Here is an 18,894-nt window from a genome sequence, read left to right as displayed (position 1 = left end):
GGATGCCCGGCCTCACTGTCTCAGTCGGCCGAGCGGTGCAGCACGAAGAGTCCGCCGTGCACCGGCGACTCGGACCGGAGGTCGTCGGTCTCGACGTAGTCGTCGAGCACCGCGACGATGCGTCGGTCGAGCTCGGCCACGTCGTCGGGCGAGAGATGAAGGGAGAACCGGGCGTACGTCGCTATCGAGCGCGGGCCGGCCTCGGCGAGCTCCTGCTGGAACGCCTCGATGGGTGCGAACGATTCGTCGAGGTCGGCGACGTCGAGCGCGTCGGAGAGCCACCACGTGCGCCGCGTCGAACGGTACGGCTTCTCGAGCGCTCCGCTCTCGCCGGTGCGAACCGGGGCCTGTTCGATGAAGGCCGCGTCGAGAAGCTGCTTCACGTGGTAGTGCGCCGTGCCGGGGTCGATGCCGAGCCTGTCCGCCAGCTGTTTGTTGGTCAGTTCGTACTGCCCGAGGAGGCGCACCATCCTCACCCGCAGGGGGTGCGCCAGAGCTTTGGCCTCTTTGACGGTGGCGGGCCGGCGCTTGGCGTCGACCGGATTCTCGGACTGGTCCATGCTCACAGGATACGCCTGAAATGACTTTTCCCCATCGATTGAATTTTCTCAATCGATGTGGGATTCTTCAATTATGCCTTCTCCACTCGGCGCCGCGTACTGGAAGCTCTGGACCTCGTCCGCCCTCTCCAACCTCGCCGACGGTGTGATGAAAGTCGCGCTGCCGCTCGTCGCCATCCGCTTCACGGACTCCCCCACGCTGATCGCCGGGCTGACCCTCGCGTTCACGCTCCCCTGGTTGCTCTTCTCCCTGACCGCCGGCGCGCTGGCCGACCGCTTCGACCGTCGCAGGCTCATGCTCATCGCGAACAGCGCACGAGCCGCCTTCCTCGGCATCCTCACGGTCGCGGCGCTCTTCGGCATCGGGTCGATCTGGGTGCTCTACGTCGCCGCGATCTGCGTGGGCGTCGCCGAGACGATCTACGACACGTCGGCCCAGTCGATCCTGCCTCAGGTCGTCGGGCGCGACGCCCTCTCGCGCGCCAACGGCCGCCTCAATGTCGCCGAGCTGACCGCCAACCAGTTCATCGGGCCGCCTCTCGGAGGGTTCCTGGTCGCCGCCAGCGTCGCCGTCGCGTTCGGCCTGCCGGTCATCCTCTGGGTGCTCGCTGTCGGGATCCTGCTCCTGATGCGCGGCGACTTCAGCACCGATCATCCGCGCACCACGACCATCCGCACCGACATCGCAGAAGGGCTCCGCTTCCTGTGGGACAACACCCTGCTCCGTGTCCTGGCGATCATGGTCGGCGTCTTCAACTTCGCCGGGAACGCAACCTTCACCGTCCTGGTGCTCTACGCCGTCGGTCCGTCCTCGGCGATGGGCCTGACCGACCCCGGCTACGGTCTGCTGCTCACCGCCTCGGCCGCCGGCAGCGTGCTGGGCTCCTTCCTGGCCGAGCGCCTCGAGCAGCGGTTCGGGCGGGCGCGCACCCTCTCCATCACCATCCTGGGCAGCTTCATCAGCCTCTCCACCCCGGCGTTCACGACCAACCCCTACGTGATCGCCGCCGGCTTCTTCATCGGCGGCGTCACGGTCTCGACCTGGAACGTGATCACGGTGTCGCTGCGTCAGCGCATCACACCGATCCGCCTGCTCGGCCGGCTCAACAGCGCCTATCGGCTCGTCGCGTGGGGCACGATCCCCCTCGGCGCGATCGTCGGCGGGGTCCTGGCGCAATTCCTCGGCTTCCCGGCGACCTTCCTCATCATGGGAGTGCTGGCGCTCGGCCTGCTGGTCGGGATGATCTGGGTCACTGACAAGCACATGGCCGACGCCGAGCACAAGGTCCTCGCCTGACCGCAGAGTCCCGCTGAGCATCCGCCCCCGGATGCCCGTACACACGACCCTCCCAGGCTATGTGCCTGTTCTGTCCAGATTGACCTCGTACTGTTGTGGGGTTGGCAGCACCGTATGCCGTCGTGTCGCGTATGCGGCGCATCCACCCCCGAATACCCCGGATGCCCGCCCTCTGTCGCGTGACACACCCGCGTCGCGCATCGCGCGTCCTCTGGCCCACCGGGTCGACGGTCGTTCTCGTGCGTCCAGACGCGGTCACCAACCCGCAGGATCGCACTCTCTCCACCCGAGAGGGAGGGACGGTCCACGCTGTCGCACGGCCACGCCGTGAGACCGGCGAACGGGATCGCCCGAACACTGGAAGAGAATGCTCAGAACCATCCGCAACACCTCCGTCCCCTTCGGCCGCATCGTCAAGGGAGTCGCCGCCGTCCTGGCGACCGCCACCCTCATCGGCCCCGCCCTCGCGCAACAGCAGAGCGTGGCCTCGACCGCCCAGCTCTCCGAGGCGACCGGAATGCACCACGAACAGCTCTCCGTCTACGAGGGCATCGTCCGCGATCGCCTCGAAGCCGAAGCCCAGAAGACCCTCGCCGGCGCCACCTCGACCGTCGCCGCGCACGCCGCCAAGGTCGACACGTCGGCCGCCAAGACCGCCATCGCCGGTCTGGACGACTACAAGAAGCTCGACGACACGAAGCTCCGCAAGACCATCGACCACACCAAGGCCGCAACGGCCGCTGTGGTCGCTGCCGCCGCCGAGGTGCAGCGCAAGGCCGCTGCCGCCGCAGCCGCAGCAGCAGCTGCTGCCGCCCACGCCGCAGCCATCGCCAACACCCCCGCCGGCGCGCAGGCGACCGCCCGCACGATCGCCGCGAACTCCTACGGCTGGGGCGGCGACCAGTTCAGCTGCCTGAGCAATCTCTGGCAGAAGGAGTCGGGCTGGAACTACCAGGCCTACAACGCCGGCAGCGGCGCGACGGGCATCCCCCAGGCTCTGCCCGGAAGCAAGATGGCGACCGTGGGCAGCGACTGGCAGACGAACGCCGGCACGCAGATCAAGTGGGGCCTCGACTACATCGCGCGCTCCTACGGCACTCCGTGCAGCGCGTGGTCGCACTCGCAGTCCGTCAACTGGTACTGATTCCCCTACCGACACACTCTCCGACGCCCGGGACCGACCTCCCGGGCGTCCGAGCATCTCCGGGGCCGGCGCACCGACCGGTAAACTCGCCGGGTGAGCATCCCCGTCATCCAGGGCGCGCATCTGGTCGGCAGTGTCAATCTGCCCGACGCCGAGAGCGTGTTCCGTTCCGTCAGCACCCACCTCGGCGACCGCATGCGCCGCATCCCCGACGGGGAGGTGGGTGAGCGCTTCTACTGGATCCAGTTCCAGACGAAGCGATTCGACACGATGAGCGGCCTCTCCCGCATCCCGGTCGAGCCCTTCTACATCCGCGGCATCTTCGACGGGCGGCCCTTCGTCATCGACGAGGGCGTGTCCGCCGACGACCTGGTGTTCCCCGATCTCGGCTACGCGGATGCGGCGCTCGCGTCGTACGCCACCTTCGCCCGCCTGCGAGACGAGGGCGCGATCGCTCCCGGCACCCGTTTCCAGGTCTCGCTCCCCACCCCGGCCGCGATCACCGGAGCGTTCGTGGTCGCCGCAGACCGGGCCGCGTTCGAGCCGGCGTACGAGCGCGCCCTGTTCGCCGAGCTCGATCGCATCGTCGACGGCATTCCTCACGAAGGTCTCGCGATCCAGTGGGACACGGCCGTGGAGTTCGCCCTGCTCGAGTCGGCGAACATCCGGTCGACCCACGCGATCACGCCCTGGTTCGACGACGTGCTCGGCGGTGTCGTCGAGCGCGCGGCGCGCCAGGCCGGCGCCGTCCCCGCCGACGTCCAGGTCGGCTACCACCTCTGTTACGGCGACGTCGAGGAAGCGCACTTCGTGCAGCCGACGGATGCCGGTCACCTGGCCGACGTCGTGGCCGGTGTCCTCGACGCAGCACCCCGGCCGATCTCGTGGTTCCATCTCCCCGTGCCGATCGAGCGCGACGACGAGGCCTTCTTCGCCCCGCTCGCCTCCGTCGAGCTCCCGGCCGGAACCGAGCTCTACCTGGGCCTGCTCCACCACGAGGACGGCGTCGACGGTGCCCGGAGACGCGCGGCCGCAGCCGCGACGGCACAGCCCCGCTTCGGCGTCGCGACGGAGTGCGGCTTCGGCCGCGGCCCGTCCGAGCGCACACCCGCACTCCTCGACCTGCACGCAGCCGTCGCCGACGCCTGGTGACCCGGATGCTCGAGCTGGATGCCGACGCCTTCGAGGTTCTCGTCACCGACGAGCTCGACGAGCTGCCCGATGAGATGGTCGACGGGCTCGACAATGTCGTGTTCGTCGTCGAGGACCGCCCCGAGGACGGCTCCCTCGACCTGCTCGGGCTCTACGACGGCGTAGCGCTCACCGAGCGCGACACCTACGGGTTCGGCGAGATGCCCGACCGGATCATCCTCTACCGGGAGCCGCTGCTCGCGATCTGCGACGACGAGCAGCAGCTGCGCGACGAGATCCACATCACGCTGGTGCACGAGATCGCCCACTTCTACGGCATCGAAGACGACCGCCTGCACGAACTGGGCTGGGCCTAGCGGCCGCGGAGGCGCGACCCGCTGGCGCGACCCGCTAGAGCGACTCGTCCTCCAGGTCGGCCTCGACCGGGTCGCTGTCGGGCGCGTCGAAGTGGTACTTGACGTACTTCTCGCCGCCGACCGAACGCTCTTCGCCCGCGACATACCAGAAGAGGGACTCCAGCCCCTCGATCGCGGCGACGGCTCCGATGCGGTCGTCGACCTTGCCACCGATCAGGAGTCGCCGTTCGGTCGTCCCCGCCAGGGGTCCGTCGGCGTACTCGACGATGTATTCGGTCTCGGTCTGGTTCGCATCGCTCATGCCTCAAACTTAGCCCTCGACGGGCGACGAGCGGCGCACCGAGAGCGGCCATTCCGTCACGTCGAGCACCAGATCGGCATTGTCACGCGGATGCTCGCGTTCGACGTACTCCTCGAACTCGTGCTGCCACTGGTCCCAGTGCGCTTCGAAGGCGAGACCGTCGCGCGCGAGGGCGCGACGCTTGCGCAGAGCGTCGTCGGCGTCGAGCCAGAGCCGCAGGTCGGCATTCGCGGCGTTCGCACCCGCGAGCGTCCCGCAGCCTTCCACCACCAGCGGCCGGATGCCGTGCACCGCGTGCCACTCGGCCGGACGGTCCTCCGCCCAGTCCCACCGCCGCCAGCGCCCGTGGCCGGCGACGCGGAGCGGCGCGAGCAACTCCCGCCCGAGGGCGTCGCTCGCCGCGTCGAGACCTCCCCAGCCCGGGTAGAGGTCGTCCATCCGCACGAGACGAGGCTCACCGTCGAACGGCCACCCCGCGACGACGAAGTCGGCCAGCGAGCTCTTCCCCGCGCCGCTCGGCCCGTCGATGAGCACGACCGGGGCGCGCCCGGGGGCTCCGGCGACCGCCGCTGCGACCGCCGTCCAGAGCGCCGCCGCCGCCTCAGGACCCGAGAACGACATTCCAGCTCCCTACCGCGATGGCCACTCCGGCTGCAATCAGCGCCACCGCGAGTGCGATGGCGAGGGTCGCCCAGTCGCGTCCGCGGAACACGGACGGCCGGGCCCACGTGCGCGTCACCGGCGCGCCGAACCCTCGCGCCTCCATCGCCGTCGCCAGCTTGCTGCCGCGGCGGATCGAGAGCACGAAGAGGGCGAACGCCTGGCCGAGCATCCGGCGCACCGCCCCCGTCTCCGCAATGCCGCGCGCCCGCCTGGCGAGAGTGAGCGCGCGCCAGTCGTCGACGAACAATCCCACCAGGCGCAGTCCCGCGAGCCCGCCGAGGACGAATCGCGCCGGAAGGCGCAGCACCTGAGCGAGACCGTCCGCGAGGTCGGTCGGGTCGATCGTGATGAAGAGGAGCACAGCGGGGAGCCCGATCGCCAGGATGCGCAACATCGTCGCCAGGCCGAGCGCGATCGACCCGTCGCTCACCTCCACCAGCCACCAGTCGAGGTACACGGTCCCGCTCGTCTGCCCGTAGAGGACCGTGGTGAGTCCCGCCAGCGGCGCGGCGATCCAGATCGGAGCGGTCCGCACGACGAGCGTGCGCAACGGGATGCCCGCGACGGTGAGCAGCGCCAGCTCCAGCACGAGGGCGACCGCGGCGGAGACCCAGTCGATGGAGATCAGCAGGACGACGCTGATGAGCAGCGTGGCGCCGAGCTTGGCGACGGGGTTGATCGCTGCCAGGGGCCCCTGGCGGACCGGCGCGAGGATGCTCATGCCGCCGCCTCCCCGGCACGGTCGCCGCCGATGCGTCTGGCGCCGACGTTCCCCGTCCCACGGTTCCCGGTCCCGGTGGCCGGCCCGTCGAGGCGCAGCACCTCCGCGCCGATCGCGGCGACGAACTCGGCGTCGTGCGTCGAGGCCACGATCGCGTGCCCCTCGGCCCGCAGTTCCCCGATCATCGTCACGAGCTCGGCCCAGGTGACGGCGTCCTGGCCGAACGTCGGCTCGTCGAGCACGAGCATCCGGGGTCGGGTGGCCAGCGCGGTCGCGACCGAGAGCCGCCGCTTCTGGCCGCCCGAGAGCGTGAACGGGTTCGCCTCGGCGAGACCGGCGAGCCCGAGACGGTCGAGCAGTTCGCCGACCCGCCTGCCGACGTCGGCCGGGGACTCCCCCAGGGCGCGCGGCCCGACGGCCAGCTCGTCGCGGACGGTCGAGGCGACGAACTGGTGCTCCGGATTCTGGAAGACGCTGCCGATCCGGGTGAGGAGCTCGCTGGAGCGCCACGCGGACGGTTCTGCCCCCGCGTCACCGGCGAAGACCGGTTCGGCGCGCAGGGTTCCGCCGAGCGGCGCGAGCAGGCCGCCCAGGGTGAGGGCGAGCGTGGACTTGCCGACGCCGTTGGGACCCATCAGCGCGACGGCCGATCCCTCGGAGACTCCCAGCCCGACGCGGAGCGCGAGCGGCTCGACCGCCGGCGCGCCCTTGCGACGCCTCCTGCGCACGGCGGGGCCGCGTCCGATCACGAGGTCGTCCGCCGTGAGCAGCCGCTCGCCGGTCGCGACAGGCGGCGCCGTCGGCACCGGCTCGTCAGGAAGCCAGACGCCCGCCCGTCGCAACTCGCTCGAGGTGTCGGCCAGCACAGCATCCGGATGCCCGTCCGCGAGAACGCCCCCGTCCGCGGCCAGGACGATCACCCGGTCGACCAGGTCCCGCCAGACGCCGACCCGGTGCTCGACGACGAGCAGCGTCGCGCCGGACGACTCGAGCGCCGACTCCACCGCGCTGCGCACTTCGCCCACGCCGTCGGGGTCGAGGTTCGCGGTCGGCTCGTCGAGCAGCAGCAGTCCCGGTCGCATCGCCAGCAGGCCCGCGAGTGCGAGGCGCTGTTTCTGCCCGCCGGAGAGCGCGGCCGTCGGATGGTCGAGCGGCAGCCGCAACCGCACCGCGTCGAGCGCCTCCCGCACCCGCGGCCAGATCTGCTCGCGCGGCACCCCGAGGTTCTCGCAGGCGAACGCGACGTCGTCTCCGACACGGGCCAGGATGACCTGCGAGTCCGGATCCTGCAGCAGAAGCCCGCTCGTGCCGCGCGCCGCAAGCGGTGACTCGCCTGCCACCGAGAGCGAGCCCTGCGATTCGCCGTCGTCGTCGCCGCCGAGCACGCCGGCGAGTGCGGCGAGCAGAGTGCTCTTGCCCGCTCCGGATGCTCCGAGCAGCAGAACGCGCTCGCCCGGCTCGATGCTCACCGTCAGGTCGCGCACCGCCCACGCCCTGCGGCCGGAATAGCGCCAGCCCCAGCCGCCGACCCGAACGGCGGCTGGGACCGACGACCTCGATCGAGCGTCGATGGCTAGACCCGTCCCGTCACCTCGCGGCCCGCCGCGAACCGGCTCAAGGCGCCTGTTCGCGCGAGCGCCCGGACCAGGAGCCACGAACCCAGCCCCGCGATCACGATGCCCGAGACGATGGTGGAGATCGTGTACACGATGGCGAACTCGACCTTGGCGCCCGGGTACCAGACGGTCAGGTCGAGGATCGACTCGGCGATCCCTGCGCCGGCACCGGCGATCAGCGCGACGTACAGCCGCCAGTTGGCGTAGAGGAACAGGGCGAACACGATCTCGACGCCGAGGCCTTGAACCAGCCCGGAGAGCAGTGTGAGGCCACCCCACTGCGTGCCGATCAGTGCCGAGACGCTCGCCGCGACCAGCTCGGTGAAGATCGCGGCGCCCGGCTTGCGGATGACGAGAGCTCCGAGGACCCCGGCGAAGAGCCACGGGCCGTTCGCGAGTCCCTGCAGCCCGGGGAGCGCCGCCTGCAGCGGTGCCGAGATCGGCGTGGCGAGTTGACCCCAGGCCCAGAAGACGACGCCGCTCGCGACGGCGATGACGCTGGCGACGACGATGTCGACGACCCGCCAGCGGAGGATGCGCGTGGGACGCGCTGCGGTTGTGGATGCGATTGTCGAATGCACTGATCGTGCCCTTTCACTCGTGAAATGGGGCACGGGATATGAGAATGTCTCCCTGCGCTGGCATGATCCAGATCAGGTTCAACGGTCGAAACTTGAGAAGTTTCCTCTCAGCCCGGCTCACCGGACTCCCGTGTTCGCGATCAGTCTAGTGCGGTTCGAGCCGCCCGGAGGCTCGCGCTACTTCTTCAGCGCGCGGATGACGCGCGACCAGGCGTGACCGGCCACCCAGAGGAACGGGATGCCGACGGCGAGCAGCGTGATGAGGTTCGGCCGGAAGCGCACGCCGCGCTCGTCGCTCACGTATGCCCCGAACGGAATGCTCACGCCGCCTCCACCGCCACCTGCGCCGCCTGCCACGCCCGGTGCGGCGTCGTCTCCCTCGCCGCTGGAGCCGGCGCCGAAGCCGTACTGGATCGCAGCGACCGGCACGATCGTGGTGCCGTCGATCACGACGGGCTCGCCGTAGACCGCCTTGATGCCGTTCGAGGTGATGGTTTCCGCGAGCTTCAGCGAGATGTTCGTCATGGTGGCCACGCTACCCTTCTGCTCCCAGCGTCACCAGGGCATCCCCCAGGCCGCGCACAGCGTTTGCGGCGTGTTCTCGGTGGTTCACCCTGAATAATCGTCCGAGTGTCGATGCTCCGTTCCCGCCCTGGCCCCCGTGGTGTCATGACAGGTCTCCTCGCACTCGGCGTCGGCGCTCTGCTGCTCTGGCACGGGCTGTTGCCCGATCTCGCCGGCTCCGCATCCCTGTTCGAGACGTTCCTCCCGTGGCTCGGGGCGGTCATCCTCGCGCTCGGTCTCGCGGCGCTCCTGCGTCTCTCGCTGTTCGCCGGTCTCTGCGTCGCCGCGGCGGCCGCGATCTGGGCCGGCATCTTCGTCCCCTCGCTGCTGCCCGGGATGGGCTCGGGATCGGCCGGCATCACCGTCGCGAGCGAGAACATCCATGCCGACAATTCGGCCGCGGCGAGCATCGCCCGCGACCTCGCATCACGCGGTGCCGACGTGATCGCCCTGCAGGAGCTCGACGACACCTCGCGGAAGGCCGTGTCGTCCGTGCTCGACGCGGCCTACCCCCACAGTGCTGTCGTCGGGACGGTCGGCGTGTGGAGCAGGTTCGCGATCACCGACGAGCAGCGTCTCGATCTCGGCCTCGGCTGGGATCGCGCCCTCTCGATCGACCTGGCGACGCCGGGCGTCTCGACGCGTCTCTACGCGGTGCACCTCGCCTCCGTGCGGCCTGGACAGTACGAGCAGCGCGACACCATGCTCGGCCGGCTGAACAGCACCCTGAAGGCCGACACGTCCGATCGCGTCGTCGTCGTCGGCGACTTCAACGCGGCGACGACCGACCGCGAGTTCACGCCGCTGCTGTCGGCGATGACGGAGGCCCCGGACAGCGACCTCGGGCTCGGCTTCACCTGGCCGGCGAAGTTCCCGGTCGCGCGGCTCGACCACGCCCTCGTCCGCGGCGTGACCACCGTGTCGAGCACGGTTCTCCCCGACAACGGGAGCGACCACCGCGGGATCCTGGTCGGCCTGCGCTGAACGCCTGCCGTTTGCCGCTCGTTGTCGTCATCGCGGACGTGTCGCCGGCACCTGGTGGCAACCGACGGGCCACCCAGGCCAGGCGCAGCTAGTCACTGAGCCAGCGCGGATTTCGGCCGTCGTCGGCAGCCGCGTCGGCGTCGCGCCCCGGCTTCACGAGCGACGCCGGCCCGATCATGCCCCGTCCGAAGCGCGCGCTCACCGCGTCGAGTGTGCGCTCGGTCTCGCGCCATTCCTCATCGGGATCCCAGAGCGCGAGACGATCTCCGCCGCTGTCGCTGAGCTGCTCGACCCGCACCCCGATCAGCCGGATGGGCGTGCGCCCCAGGTCGAGCGCCTCGTACACCTGCCACACCTCTTCGAAGATGCGCCTGCCGACGTTGGTCGCCTCGCCGAGCGTGCGGGAGCGGCTCACCGTGCGGAAGTCGGAGAACCGCAGTTTGAGCGCGACCGTGCGGCCCACGAGCTCGTGCGTGCGCAAGCGCGCGCCGACCTGGTTCGAGAGCCGGAGGAGCTCGCGCCGGAGGCGATCCTGGTCGGTGACGTCGACCTCGAAGGTCATCTCGTGCCCGACGCTCTTCTCCCGCGACTCGGTGACGATGCTGCGGGCATCCCGGCCGTTGGCCAGCTCGTGCAGTTTGCGCCCCGACGCGTCGCCCACCGCCTTCTGCAGAACGTGGAGCGGTGTGTCGGCGAGGTCGGCAACCGTGCGCAGTCCGAGCCGGGCGAGGGACTCCTGCGTGCTCGCGCCGACGCCCCACAACGCGCCGACCGGGAGCGGCCGCAGATAGTCGAGCGTCGCCGCCGCCGGGATCACCAGGAGGCCGTCGGGTTTGGCACGACCTGACGCCAGCTTGGCGACGAACTTGGTGGAGGCGGCGCCGACCGAGCAGGTGAGGCCGGTCTCGGCGAAGACCCGGGCGCGGATGAGTTCGGCGATGCGGCGCGGCGACCCGAGCAGCCGGCGCGCCCCCGCGACATCGAGGAACGCCTCGTCGATGCTCAACGGCTCGACGAGAGGCGTCACCTCCGAGAAGATGCGCATCACCGCGTCGGAGTACTCCTTGTACTTGTGCATGTGCGGCGGCAGGATGATCGCCTGCGGGCACAGCCGCAGCGCCTGCGCGACCGGCATGGCCGAGCGCACGCCGAAGCGTCGCGCCTCGTAGGTGGCGCTGGTCACGACCGAACGCGGCCCCGGATGCCCGACGATCGCCGGCTTTCCACGCGCCTCCGGATGATCGAGCAGTTCGACGGACGCGAAGAAGGCGTCCATGTCGACGTGCAGGATGGTGGCCGTGGAGTCGTCGACGGCCGACGTGCTCACCCGCCTGTCACTGCCGTCCGCTCGTCCCACTCCCCCAGCCTGCCACGCTCCCCCGACATCCGGGGCCCGCCGCTGGGCGTAGCGTTGAGCCATGGAATTCAGATACCTCGGAAACAGCGGATTCAAGATCTCGGAGATCATCTACGGCAACTGGCTCACCCACGGCTCGCAGGTCGAGAACGACATCGCGACGCAGAGCGTCCGGGCGGCCCTGGATGCGGGGATCACCACGTTCGACACTGCCGACGCCTACGCGAACACCGCGGCGGAGGAAGTGCTCGGCGACGCACTCGCGGGCGAGCGCCGCGCCTCGCTCGAGATCTTCACCAAGGTCTACTGGCCCACCGGACCCAAGGGTCACAACGACGTCGGGCTCTCGCGCAAGCACATCCTGGAGTCGATCGACGGCTCGCTCGGCCGGCTCCGCACCGACTACGTCGACCTCTACCAGGCGCACCGGTACGACAGCGAGACTCCGCTCGAGGAGACGATGCAGGCGTTCGCCGACGTCGTCCGCGCCGGAAAGGCGCTGTACATCGGCGTCTCCGAGTGGAACGCCGACCAGCTGCGCGCCGGCCACGCCCTCGCGAAGGACCTCGGCATCCAGCTCATCTCGAACCAGCCGCAGTACTCGCTGCTCTGGCGCGTGATCGAGAAGGACGTCGTCCCGACCTCCGTCGAGCTCGGCATCTCGCAGATCGTCTGGTCGCCCGTGGCGCAGGGCGTGCTCACCGGCAAGTACCAGCCGGGGGCCCAGGTTCCCGCCGGCAGCCGTGCGGCCGACGAGAAGGGCGGCGCGAACGCCATCAAGGACTTCATGCGGGATGACGTGCTCACCGCCGTCCAGCGCCTCGCGCCGATCGCCGGCGAGCTCGGCATCACGATGGCCCAGCTGGCGGTGGCGTGGGTGCTGCAGAACCCGAACGTGGCCGGCGCGATCGTCGGAGCATCCCGGCCCGAGCAGGTGGCGTCGAACGCGGCCGCCTCGGGCATCGTGCTCTCCGCGGACGTGCTCGCCCGCATCGACGAGGCCGTCGGCGACGTCTCCGTGACCGATCCGGCCCTCACCCTCTCCCCGGCGCGCCGTCCCGCCTGACCGGCGTCCGCTCCGCCCCGTCCGCCCCGCGCGGCGGACGGGGCGCTCAGACGAGCGCAGCGACGACGGGGGTGAACCACTCGCGGAACGCCGCCGAGTCGTCCCGCAGCGACGTGCTGACGATCACCGTGTGCGGCCCGACGATCCAGGCCCCCGGCTCGGCCAGCGGCAGCACATACAGGTCCAGGCGGAAGTAGCCCGCCTGACGCCGGAGGACGTGCTCGCGGTCGCGCACCACGTCCACGATGTCCGCGGCCCTCCTGGCGTGCTGCTCCTCGCTCGTCCGCGCGTACTCGGCGTGCCGGTCGCGCGTCCAGGTCAGCGCCTCCTCGTAGTGCTCCATCACCAGGTCCTGCAGCTCGATCGCGCGATCGAAGGCCTCGAAGTGCGGCGGATGCAGCAGGCTCCCGATCGGTCGCCGCTCGCGGTCCACCGTCAGCTCGAACCAGGCCAGCCACTGCTGTTCCAGCGAGATGCCGCTGCCCGGATCCCCTGCCGTCCGTTCGCCTGCCGTCCGGTCGGCGCCCGCCCCGCCGTCCGCCCTCTCGGCCCGCGGATGCACGGAGCCGCGTTGCACCGGGAGCGTCCCGCCGGCCGCGTGCAGCACCGGAGCGACGTCCGGAGACACCCGCGGGATGGTCGTCGTCCCGACAGGCGCGAGGTGCCCGAGGTCGCGGAGGGCGAGCGCCATCAGCAGGTCCCACGGACAATCCTCGGTGACCTGCCATCGAAGGGTCCCTTCGACGAACATGCCGTCATTGTAGAAGGCGCCGGTGACACCCACCAGTGGATGTCGGCACAACGATGACGAACCGCCCTCCGGAAGCCTGTCGGAGGGCGGTTCGCGTGTCACGACGAGTGCGTCAGCGGGTCACGAGTTCCCGCTCGCGCTCGTCGCCGTCGAGGTCGTTCGCCGTGTCGGGCGACAACCCCTCCGGTGCGGTGGTGCTGTCGCGGTCGGCGTCGGCCGGGTCGAGCACCGGATGCGTCGATCCGTCCGTCTCGAGCGTGGTCGGCAGCACGTCGCGCTCGACGGTCGTGGCCAGCGGCTTCTCCTTCACGAAGCAGAGCAGCACAGCGGCGACCAGCACGAGCGGCACCATGTAGAGGAAGACCGGGGTGAGCGCGTCGTTGTACGCGCCGACGATCACGTCGCGCACCGGACCCGGCAGCGCCTTGACGATAGCCGGGGTGAACGAGTTGCTCGATCCGCTGGCGTCGGAGCCTCCGGCGGGCATCCGGTCGGCGAGCAGTCCGGTGAGGCGGGCGACGAACAGGCTGCCGACGATCGCGGAGCCGAGCGAGGCCCCGATCTGGCGGAAGTAGTTGTTCGACGCGGTGGCCGTTCCGACCTGCGACACCGGGAACGAGTTCTGGACGATCAGGATCAGGATCTGCATGCTCATGCCCAGCCCGATGCCCATCACCGCGAGGAAGGTGCAGAGCACCCACACCGGCAGGCTCGGGGTCATGGTCGAGAGCAGCACCAGCGAGCCGGCGACGATCACGGTTCCGACGATCGGCAGCCACTTGTAGCGGCCGGTCTTGCTCACCAGCTGTCCGGCGACGATCGACGTGATCAGCAGGGCGGCCATCATCGGGATCATCAGCAGGCCGGCCTCGGTGGCGTTGGCGCCGGTGACCATCTGCAGGTAGGTCGGGAGGTAGGCCAGCGCACCGAACATCGCGATGCCGATGATGAGGCCGGCGATCGTGGTCAGGTTGAAGTTGCGGTCGCGGAACAGCTTCAGGGGCATGATCGGCTCGGCGGCCCGGCTCTCGACGAGCACGAAGGCGAGGCCGGCGACGACCGTTCCACCGATCAGCGAGATGATGACGCCCGAGTCCCAGTCGTAGGTCGTCCCACCCCAGGTGGTGACGAGCACGAGGCAGGTCGAGGCGATGGCGAGCAGGCCCATGCCGGCGAAGTCGAGACGCGGCTTGCGCTGCGCACCCTTCGGGAGGCGGAGGAAGACCACGGCCGATGCGATGGCCAGGATGCCGAGAGGGATGTTCATCCAGAACGCCCAGCGCCATCCGATGCTCTCGGTGAACCAGCCGCCGAGGAGCGGTCCGGCCACGGAGGAGAGGGCGAACACGCCGCCCATGACTCCCATGTAACGGCCGCGCTCGCGGGCGGGGACGACGTCGGCGATGATCGCCTGCGACAGGATCATCAGACCGCCGCCGCCGAGGCCCTGGATGGCGCGCCCGGTGATGAGCCAGGTCATGTCGGGGGCGAGGCCGCCGACGACCGATCCGGCGATGAACAGCCCGATCGCCCCGATGAAGAGGCCCTTGCGGCCGATCAGGTCGCCGAGCTTGCCGTAGACCGGCAGCATGATGGTGGAGGCGAGGATGTACGCCGTGGTGACCCACAGCATGTGGTCCACGCCGTTGAGCTCGCCGACGATGGTCGGGAGGGCGGTGCTGAAGATGGTCTGGTCGAGCGATGCGAGCAGCATCGTGACCATGAGTCCTGCGAACAGCAGGATGATGGTGCGCTTCTGCGGTGAACCCGCGGAGGTCTTCTCCGCGGTCGCCGTCGTGGTCGGTGAGCTCATCTGAGTGTCTCGATTGCCTTTCTTGCGAGCTCGACGGCCCGCATGCGGAGTTCGTGGGGTGAACGCTCTGCGCCGGTGGAGACCCATTCCTTGACGGCGACGCGCACGGCGCCTCCGCAGAGCGGGAGGATCAGTTCGGCGAGGGTGTTCCGTTCGTCGGCGGTGGCGCCGGCGAACGCAGGATCGTGAGCGAGCAGGGCGGACGTCGCCGTGGCGAGCTGCTCCCCCATGCGGGTCATCTGAGCGATCTGGCGACTGAGAAGCCCCGGATGCTCCTTGATGAGCTCCATACGCGCTTCGTGCAGCTCGGTGTCGGCGATGCCCGGCCCCAGGGCTCGCAGCAGCAGCGCGATGACCTGCTCGGTCAGCGACTGCCCGGCGGTCTCGGCCAGGTGCGCCGCGACGAAGGCGTCGTCGATCGGGATGTCGCGGACGCCGAGGATGGCGTCTTCTTTGCTTTCGAAGTAGTTGAAGAACGTGCGGGGCGAGACCGGGATGGACGCGCAGATGGCGTCGACGGTGGCGTTCTCGAGCCCCGCTTCCCGCGCGAGCAGGACGGCGGCGCGTTCCAGTTGCGCGCGCGTTTCGAGGCGCTTGCGCTCACGCAGTCCGAGGGATTCGTTGGTCACTCTTCAATTGTTGCGGTGCGCGTAACATTGCGCAACTGCAACAATTCATAAATGCACTATTAGTGGCGAGTTCTCAGTTTCGCGCGTCGAGCTCCTCGAGCAGCCTCAGCACCGTGCGCCAGTTGCGCCCCGTCGCGAACTCCCCCGCCGTCTTCCAGAACGACGGCTTCAGCTTCGACTTCGAGACGCCGAGCGGGCACCACTGGTAGATCGCGCGCGTGCCGGTGCGCACCAGCTCCGGTGCCAGGTCGGCGGCCGGCGGCAGCGCGAAACCGTCGGGCAGCTCGGCGCCGAGGAACGTCACCATGAGCTTCGAGAAGTCGTCCCCGTCGCCGAGCAGCGGGTTCTCGTGCGCGATCCGCCGGAACTCGAGCTCATCGACGAGCAATACGCGCGCAGAGACACGCGAACGGCTCCGGATGCCCTCCTCGACGATCGACGTCTCGGATCCGCCCGGCGCCCGGTCCGCATCGAACACGACGTTGCCGCTCGCGAGGAACGTCTTCGCGTTCGTGAACCCCGCGTCCTCGAAGGCGGCGAGGAGGTCTCCCTTGGCGACCCGGGTGGTCGGGCCGACGTTGATGCCGCGCACGAGGCCCACTCCGTGCATCCGTCAGCCCTCGATCGGCTCGGCGACCACCAGCAGGTGCTGCTCGATGGAGGCCCGCTCGAACGGCCCGCGACCGTCACGGCGGTACTGCGGCTCGTCGAACGCGACCACCCAGTTCGTCGTGGAGCCGGCCGGAAGGTTCACCGACCGCAGGCTCGCCGTTCCGGGAGCCACGATGACCCCGGTCGGCTCCCCCACCCAGTCGTCGCCGCCCGCGGCATCCGGCTCGCTCACGTGCACCTGCACGCCGATGCCGAATCGCGGATCCGAGTCGGGCTGTTCGCTACGCTTCCTCATCGCTCAAGCATCCCATCACGATGGCATCGACCCACTCGCCGTCCCACAGCAGCGCGTCGCGGCGCCGACCCTCGACCACGAAGCCCGCCTTCTCATAGGCGCGCAGGGCCCGGGGGTTGAACGCGAAGACCTCCAGTTCGACGCGGTGCAGCCCACCGGTTCCGAAGGCGTGGGCGAGTACGGCCCGCGTCGCCTCGGTGCCGTACCCCTGGCCGAACCAGCGGGACGACCCGAGCGCGATCCGGAATCCCGCCGAGCGATTGTCGTCGTCGAGATCGTTGAGCACGACCTCGCCGAGGTACTCGCCGTCGGACACCCGGATGATCGCCCAGTCCGCGCGGTCGTCGCGCGCCCCGAGCGAGGCCAGCCAGGTGCGGATGGTCTCCTCGGTGAACGACGCGTGCGTGCCGGTGAGCCGTCTGACCTCGGCGTCCTGGAGCGCCGCCCAGGCTCCGTCGAAGTGCGCCGGGCCCAAGGGCTCGAGCCGGAGCCGCGCGGTGGTCAGGACCGGCGTCGGAGTCAGTGCGATGTCGATGGTTCGATCCTTCCGGACGGCGGATTGCGCTCGGGGTCGAGCAGGCGGCGCAGGATGAACCGCTCGGCAACGGTCCACGCCGTCGACGTCAGGATATAGACCGCCGCAGCCAGCGGCACGAAGGCCGCGAAGACGACCGTCACGTAGGGCAGGAAGGAGAGCGCCCGGATGATGCCTGCCGGCTGTGTCTGCCCGTCGGCCTGAGGCAGGGCGAGTACCCGCCGCGAGACGGTCGTGACGATCGCGATGAGCGCCAGGGTGACGAGGTAGACGAGCATGGCCGGCCAGACGGCCGCCCCGGCGCTCGTCAGCCCGACAAAGCTCGTTCCGAGCGGTGCGCCGAACGCCTTCTCGGCGAGCAGGGCGTTCGCATGGCCCGCGATCATCGGATGCGTGAAGAGTGCGTAGACCAGCGAGATCACCGGGAGCTGCAGGAGCAGCGGCAGCATCCCCGCGAACGGCGACGCCTTCTCGGTCCGGTAGAGCTCCATGGTCTTGCGGGCGAGCGTCTCGCGGTCTTTACCGTGCTTGCGCTGCAGCTCGGCGAGTTTCGGCGCGAGGCGCCGACGGGTGAACTCGGCGCGCACCTGGCTCATCCCGACCGGGACGAGGAGTGCGCGGACGAGCATGGTGAGCACGACGACGGCGACCAGGCCGCTCGCCGTTCCGGCGATCGGTGCGACCGCCGTCGAGAGTCCGGTGACGAAGCCGTAGGCCGCGTCGAGGATGGCCGCGATGGGCCCGGAAGAGAAGATGTCCATGAGAGAGTCCCTGCTGTCGAACGGAGGTGGATGTTCCGTCTGACCGCGTGCGGCAGGGAGCAGAGGCTCCCGCTACGCGGTCTGCAGGGTGAAGCCGGGCGCTCGCGGGCGCGGGCGGCCGTCGGCATCCGGATTCGACTGACTGAGCAGCTCACCGCGATCGGCGGGCTCGACCGGCTGTTCGAGCCGGCCCGTCAGGCGCAGCGATGCCGCCAGCGCGACGATCGAGCGCACCCCGGCAGCCGCCAGTACGGCGAACAGGCCGATGGCGCCCGCCATACCGGCGAGGGCGATGACACTCGCCGGGCTCGATGCGCTCAGCACCGTCTCGAGCGTGGACGCGAAGAGGCGCCCGACGAGCTCGAGGAACGGGATCATGGTGATGACGCTAACAAATCGCGGCCGTTTCGTCGCGAGGTGTTCGCCGTGGGCGCATCCGTGTCGCAAGGGCCATGATGGAAGCATGACTCGTGTAGCTATCGTCGGTGCCCACGGAAAAGTCGCACAGCAGCTGATGCGCGTCCTCTACGACCGAGGGGACGATTTCGTCGGCGTCGTGCGCAATGAGGACCACGCCGAAGACGTCTATCGTCTCGGCGGCGAGGGCGTGCTCGTCGACATCGAGACCGCCACGGCCGACGAGCTCGCCGCCGCCTTCTCCGGCTGCGAGGCCGTCGTCTTCACCGCGGGCGCCGGCGCCGGCTCCGGGATCGAGCGCAAGCGCACCGTCGACTACGGCGGATCGGTGAAGTCGATGCAGGCGGCCGTGATCGCGGGCATCCGGAGGTTCGTCCAGGTGTCGGCGTGGGGCGTCGACACCCCTCTCCCCGAGGGCACCGAACCGAGCTGGCGAGCCTACGTCGAGGCGAAACGCGATGCGGATGCGGTGCTCCGGCAGTCGGGGCTCGACTGGACGATCCTGCGTCCGGGCGGCCTCACCTTCGACGAGGGCACCGGCGCGATCACCCTCGGTGACAGCGTTCCGCGCGGCTCCATCCCCCGCGCGGACGTCGCGGAGCTCATCGCCGAATGCATCGCGCAGCCCGGTTCGATCGGCCACCAGTGGGAGGTCATCGGCGGCGACACCCCCATCGCCGACGCCGTGCGCGCGCTGGTCACGCCCGCGTAGAGTTTCG

At 69.9% G+C, this 18,894-nt stretch carries 23 protein-coding genes and 1 riboswitch; of the genes, 7 read left to right on the top strand and 16 right to left on the bottom strand.

The window, feature by feature from the left end:
- Window positions 1-20: 20 nt before the first annotated feature.
- On the bottom strand, window positions 21-560 hold the full coding sequence (locus ACFVV5_RS18645; RefSeq protein ID WP_387247103.1) for an ArsR/SmtB family transcription factor: 540 nt from the start codon (window positions 558-560) through the stop codon (window positions 21-23).
- A gap of 73 nt (window positions 561-633) precedes the next feature.
- Between ACFVV5_RS18645 and ACFVV5_RS18640 the strand changes: the two genes are divergently transcribed.
- The 4 genes from ACFVV5_RS18640 to ACFVV5_RS18625 all read left to right on the top strand — a co-directional run bounded on the left by ACFVV5_RS18640 (window position 634) and on the right by ACFVV5_RS18625 (window position 4,509).
- Window positions 634-1,857, top strand: coding sequence for an MFS transporter (locus tag ACFVV5_RS18640; RefSeq protein WP_387247101.1), 1,224 nt, complete (start codon window positions 634-636; stop codon window positions 1,855-1,857).
- A gap of 367 nt (window positions 1,858-2,224) precedes the next feature.
- Window positions 2,225-3,001: a hypothetical protein gene (locus tag ACFVV5_RS18635; protein ID WP_387247100.1), complete on the top strand. Its 777-nt coding sequence runs from the start codon at window positions 2,225-2,227 to the stop codon at window positions 2,999-3,001.
- A 93-nt stretch (window positions 3,002-3,094) separates the two neighbouring features.
- Window positions 3,095-4,153, top strand: a complete 1,059-nt coding sequence (locus ACFVV5_RS18630) for a hypothetical protein (RefSeq protein ID WP_387247098.1) — start codon at window positions 3,095-3,097, stop codon at window positions 4,151-4,153.
- 5 nt (window positions 4,154-4,158) lie between these two features.
- Complete coding sequence (locus ACFVV5_RS18625; protein WP_387247157.1) at window positions 4,159-4,509, top strand: metallopeptidase family protein; 351 nt, start codon at window positions 4,159-4,161, stop codon at window positions 4,507-4,509.
- A 34-nt stretch (window positions 4,510-4,543) separates the two neighbouring features.
- Here ACFVV5_RS18625 and ACFVV5_RS18620 read toward each other — a convergent pair whose 3' ends face one another.
- The 6 genes from ACFVV5_RS18620 to ACFVV5_RS18595 all read right to left on the bottom strand — a co-directional run bounded on the left by ACFVV5_RS18620 (window position 4,544) and on the right by ACFVV5_RS18595 (window position 8,916).
- On the bottom strand, window positions 4,544-4,810 hold the full coding sequence (locus tag ACFVV5_RS18620; protein WP_387247096.1) for a hypothetical protein: 267 nt from the start codon (window positions 4,808-4,810) through the stop codon (window positions 4,544-4,546).
- Window positions 4,811-4,819: 9 nt separating this feature from the next.
- On the bottom strand, window positions 4,820-5,431 hold the full coding sequence (locus ACFVV5_RS18615; RefSeq protein ID WP_387247094.1) for an ATP-binding protein: 612 nt from the start codon (window positions 5,429-5,431) through the stop codon (window positions 4,820-4,822).
- Entirely contained in the window at window positions 5,412-6,194 is a 783-nt protein-coding gene (locus ACFVV5_RS18610) for an energy-coupling factor transporter transmembrane component T family protein (RefSeq protein WP_387247092.1), read from the bottom strand. Before ACFVV5_RS18610 ends, ACFVV5_RS18615 begins: the two co-directional genes overlap by 20 nt.
- A complete protein-coding gene (locus ACFVV5_RS18605; RefSeq protein WP_387247090.1) occupies window positions 6,191-7,678 on the bottom strand; it encodes an ABC transporter ATP-binding protein in 1,488 nt (495 codons plus the stop codon). Before ACFVV5_RS18605 ends, ACFVV5_RS18610 begins: the two co-directional genes overlap by 4 nt.
- An 89-nt stretch (window positions 7,679-7,767) precedes the next feature.
- Window positions 7,768-8,391, bottom strand: a complete 624-nt coding sequence (locus ACFVV5_RS18600; RefSeq protein ID WP_387247088.1) for an ECF transporter S component — start codon at window positions 8,389-8,391, stop codon at window positions 7,768-7,770.
- A gap of 32 nt (window positions 8,392-8,423) precedes the next feature.
- A riboswitch (TPP riboswitch) is annotated at window positions 8,424-8,524 on the bottom strand.
- Window positions 8,525-8,568: 44 nt separating this feature from the next.
- Window positions 8,569-8,916 carry a spore germination protein GerW family protein gene (locus tag ACFVV5_RS18595; protein ID WP_387247086.1) on the bottom strand — a complete coding sequence of 116 codons (348 nt, stop codon included), beginning with the start codon at window positions 8,914-8,916 and terminating at the stop codon, window positions 8,569-8,571.
- A 144-nt stretch (window positions 8,917-9,060) separates the two neighbouring features.
- Here ACFVV5_RS18595 and ACFVV5_RS18590 point away from each other — a divergent pair, with 144 nt between their 5' ends.
- Window positions 9,061-9,939: an endonuclease/exonuclease/phosphatase family protein gene (locus ACFVV5_RS18590; protein ID WP_387247084.1), complete on the top strand. Its 879-nt coding sequence runs from the start codon at window positions 9,061-9,063 to the stop codon at window positions 9,937-9,939.
- Between the two features lie 88 nt (window positions 9,940-10,027).
- Here the strand turns inward: ACFVV5_RS18590 and dinB are convergent, their stop codons facing one another.
- The gene (dinB, locus tag ACFVV5_RS18585; protein WP_387247155.1) at window positions 10,028-11,296 is read right to left on the bottom strand and encodes a DNA polymerase IV; all 1,269 of its coding nucleotides are present in this window, start codon (window positions 11,294-11,296) and stop codon (window positions 10,028-10,030) included.
- Between the two features lie 61 nt (window positions 11,297-11,357).
- On the opposite strand from dinB, the gene ACFVV5_RS18580 reads away from it, so the two are divergent.
- Window positions 11,358-12,362 (top strand): aldo/keto reductase family protein, encoded by a 1,005-nt coding sequence (locus ACFVV5_RS18580; protein ID WP_387247082.1) that lies wholly within the window; start codon window positions 11,358-11,360, stop codon window positions 12,360-12,362.
- Window positions 12,363-12,408: 46 nt separating this feature from the next.
- Here ACFVV5_RS18580 and ACFVV5_RS18575 read toward each other — a convergent pair whose 3' ends face one another.
- From ACFVV5_RS18575 to ACFVV5_RS18540, 8 genes are all read right to left on the bottom strand, one after another.
- Window positions 12,409-13,113 (bottom strand): hypothetical protein, encoded by a 705-nt coding sequence (locus tag ACFVV5_RS18575; RefSeq protein ID WP_387247080.1) that lies wholly within the window; start codon window positions 13,111-13,113, stop codon window positions 12,409-12,411.
- Between the two features lie 112 nt (window positions 13,114-13,225).
- Window positions 13,226-14,926 (bottom strand): MDR family MFS transporter, encoded by a 1,701-nt coding sequence (locus ACFVV5_RS18570; protein WP_387247078.1) that lies wholly within the window; start codon window positions 14,924-14,926, stop codon window positions 13,226-13,228.
- Complete coding sequence (locus ACFVV5_RS18565) at window positions 14,923-15,555, bottom strand: TetR/AcrR family transcriptional regulator (protein ID WP_387247076.1); 633 nt, start codon at window positions 15,553-15,555, stop codon at window positions 14,923-14,925. The genes ACFVV5_RS18570 and ACFVV5_RS18565 overlap by 4 nt, the downstream gene beginning before the upstream one ends.
- Before the next feature lie 73 nt (window positions 15,556-15,628).
- Window positions 15,629-16,165 (bottom strand): DUF1697 domain-containing protein, encoded by a 537-nt coding sequence (locus ACFVV5_RS18560; RefSeq protein ID WP_387247074.1) that lies wholly within the window; start codon window positions 16,163-16,165, stop codon window positions 15,629-15,631.
- Between the two features lie 3 nt (window positions 16,166-16,168).
- A complete protein-coding gene (locus ACFVV5_RS18555) occupies window positions 16,169-16,462 on the bottom strand; it encodes a hypothetical protein (RefSeq protein ID WP_387247072.1) in 294 nt (97 codons plus the stop codon).
- Window positions 16,449-16,967 (bottom strand): GNAT family N-acetyltransferase, encoded by a 519-nt coding sequence (locus ACFVV5_RS18550; RefSeq protein ID WP_387247153.1) that lies wholly within the window; start codon window positions 16,965-16,967, stop codon window positions 16,449-16,451. Before ACFVV5_RS18550 ends, ACFVV5_RS18555 begins: the two co-directional genes overlap by 14 nt.
- Before the next feature lie 14 nt (window positions 16,968-16,981).
- Complete coding sequence (locus tag ACFVV5_RS18545; RefSeq protein WP_387247070.1) at window positions 16,982-17,758, bottom strand: YidC/Oxa1 family membrane protein insertase; 777 nt, start codon at window positions 17,756-17,758, stop codon at window positions 16,982-16,984.
- A gap of 72 nt (window positions 17,759-17,830) precedes the next feature.
- Window positions 17,831-18,136, bottom strand: coding sequence for a DUF6412 domain-containing protein (locus ACFVV5_RS18540; RefSeq protein ID WP_387247068.1), 306 nt, complete (start codon window positions 18,134-18,136; stop codon window positions 17,831-17,833).
- Between the two features lie 85 nt (window positions 18,137-18,221).
- On the opposite strand from ACFVV5_RS18540, the gene ACFVV5_RS18535 reads away from it, so the two are divergent.
- Entirely contained in the window at window positions 18,222-18,887 is a 666-nt protein-coding gene (locus ACFVV5_RS18535; RefSeq protein ID WP_387247066.1) for an SDR family oxidoreductase, read from the top strand.
- The last annotated feature ends 7 nt before the right edge of the window (window positions 18,888-18,894 follow it).

The organism is Leifsonia sp. NPDC058248 (assembly GCF_042881905.1).
In the GTDB taxonomy this organism is placed as follows: domain Bacteria; phylum Actinomycetota; class Actinomycetes; order Actinomycetales; family Microbacteriaceae; genus Leifsonia.
Note: the sequence above shows the minus strand (reverse complement) of the source record. Positions and strands in the feature narration are given on the sequence as shown.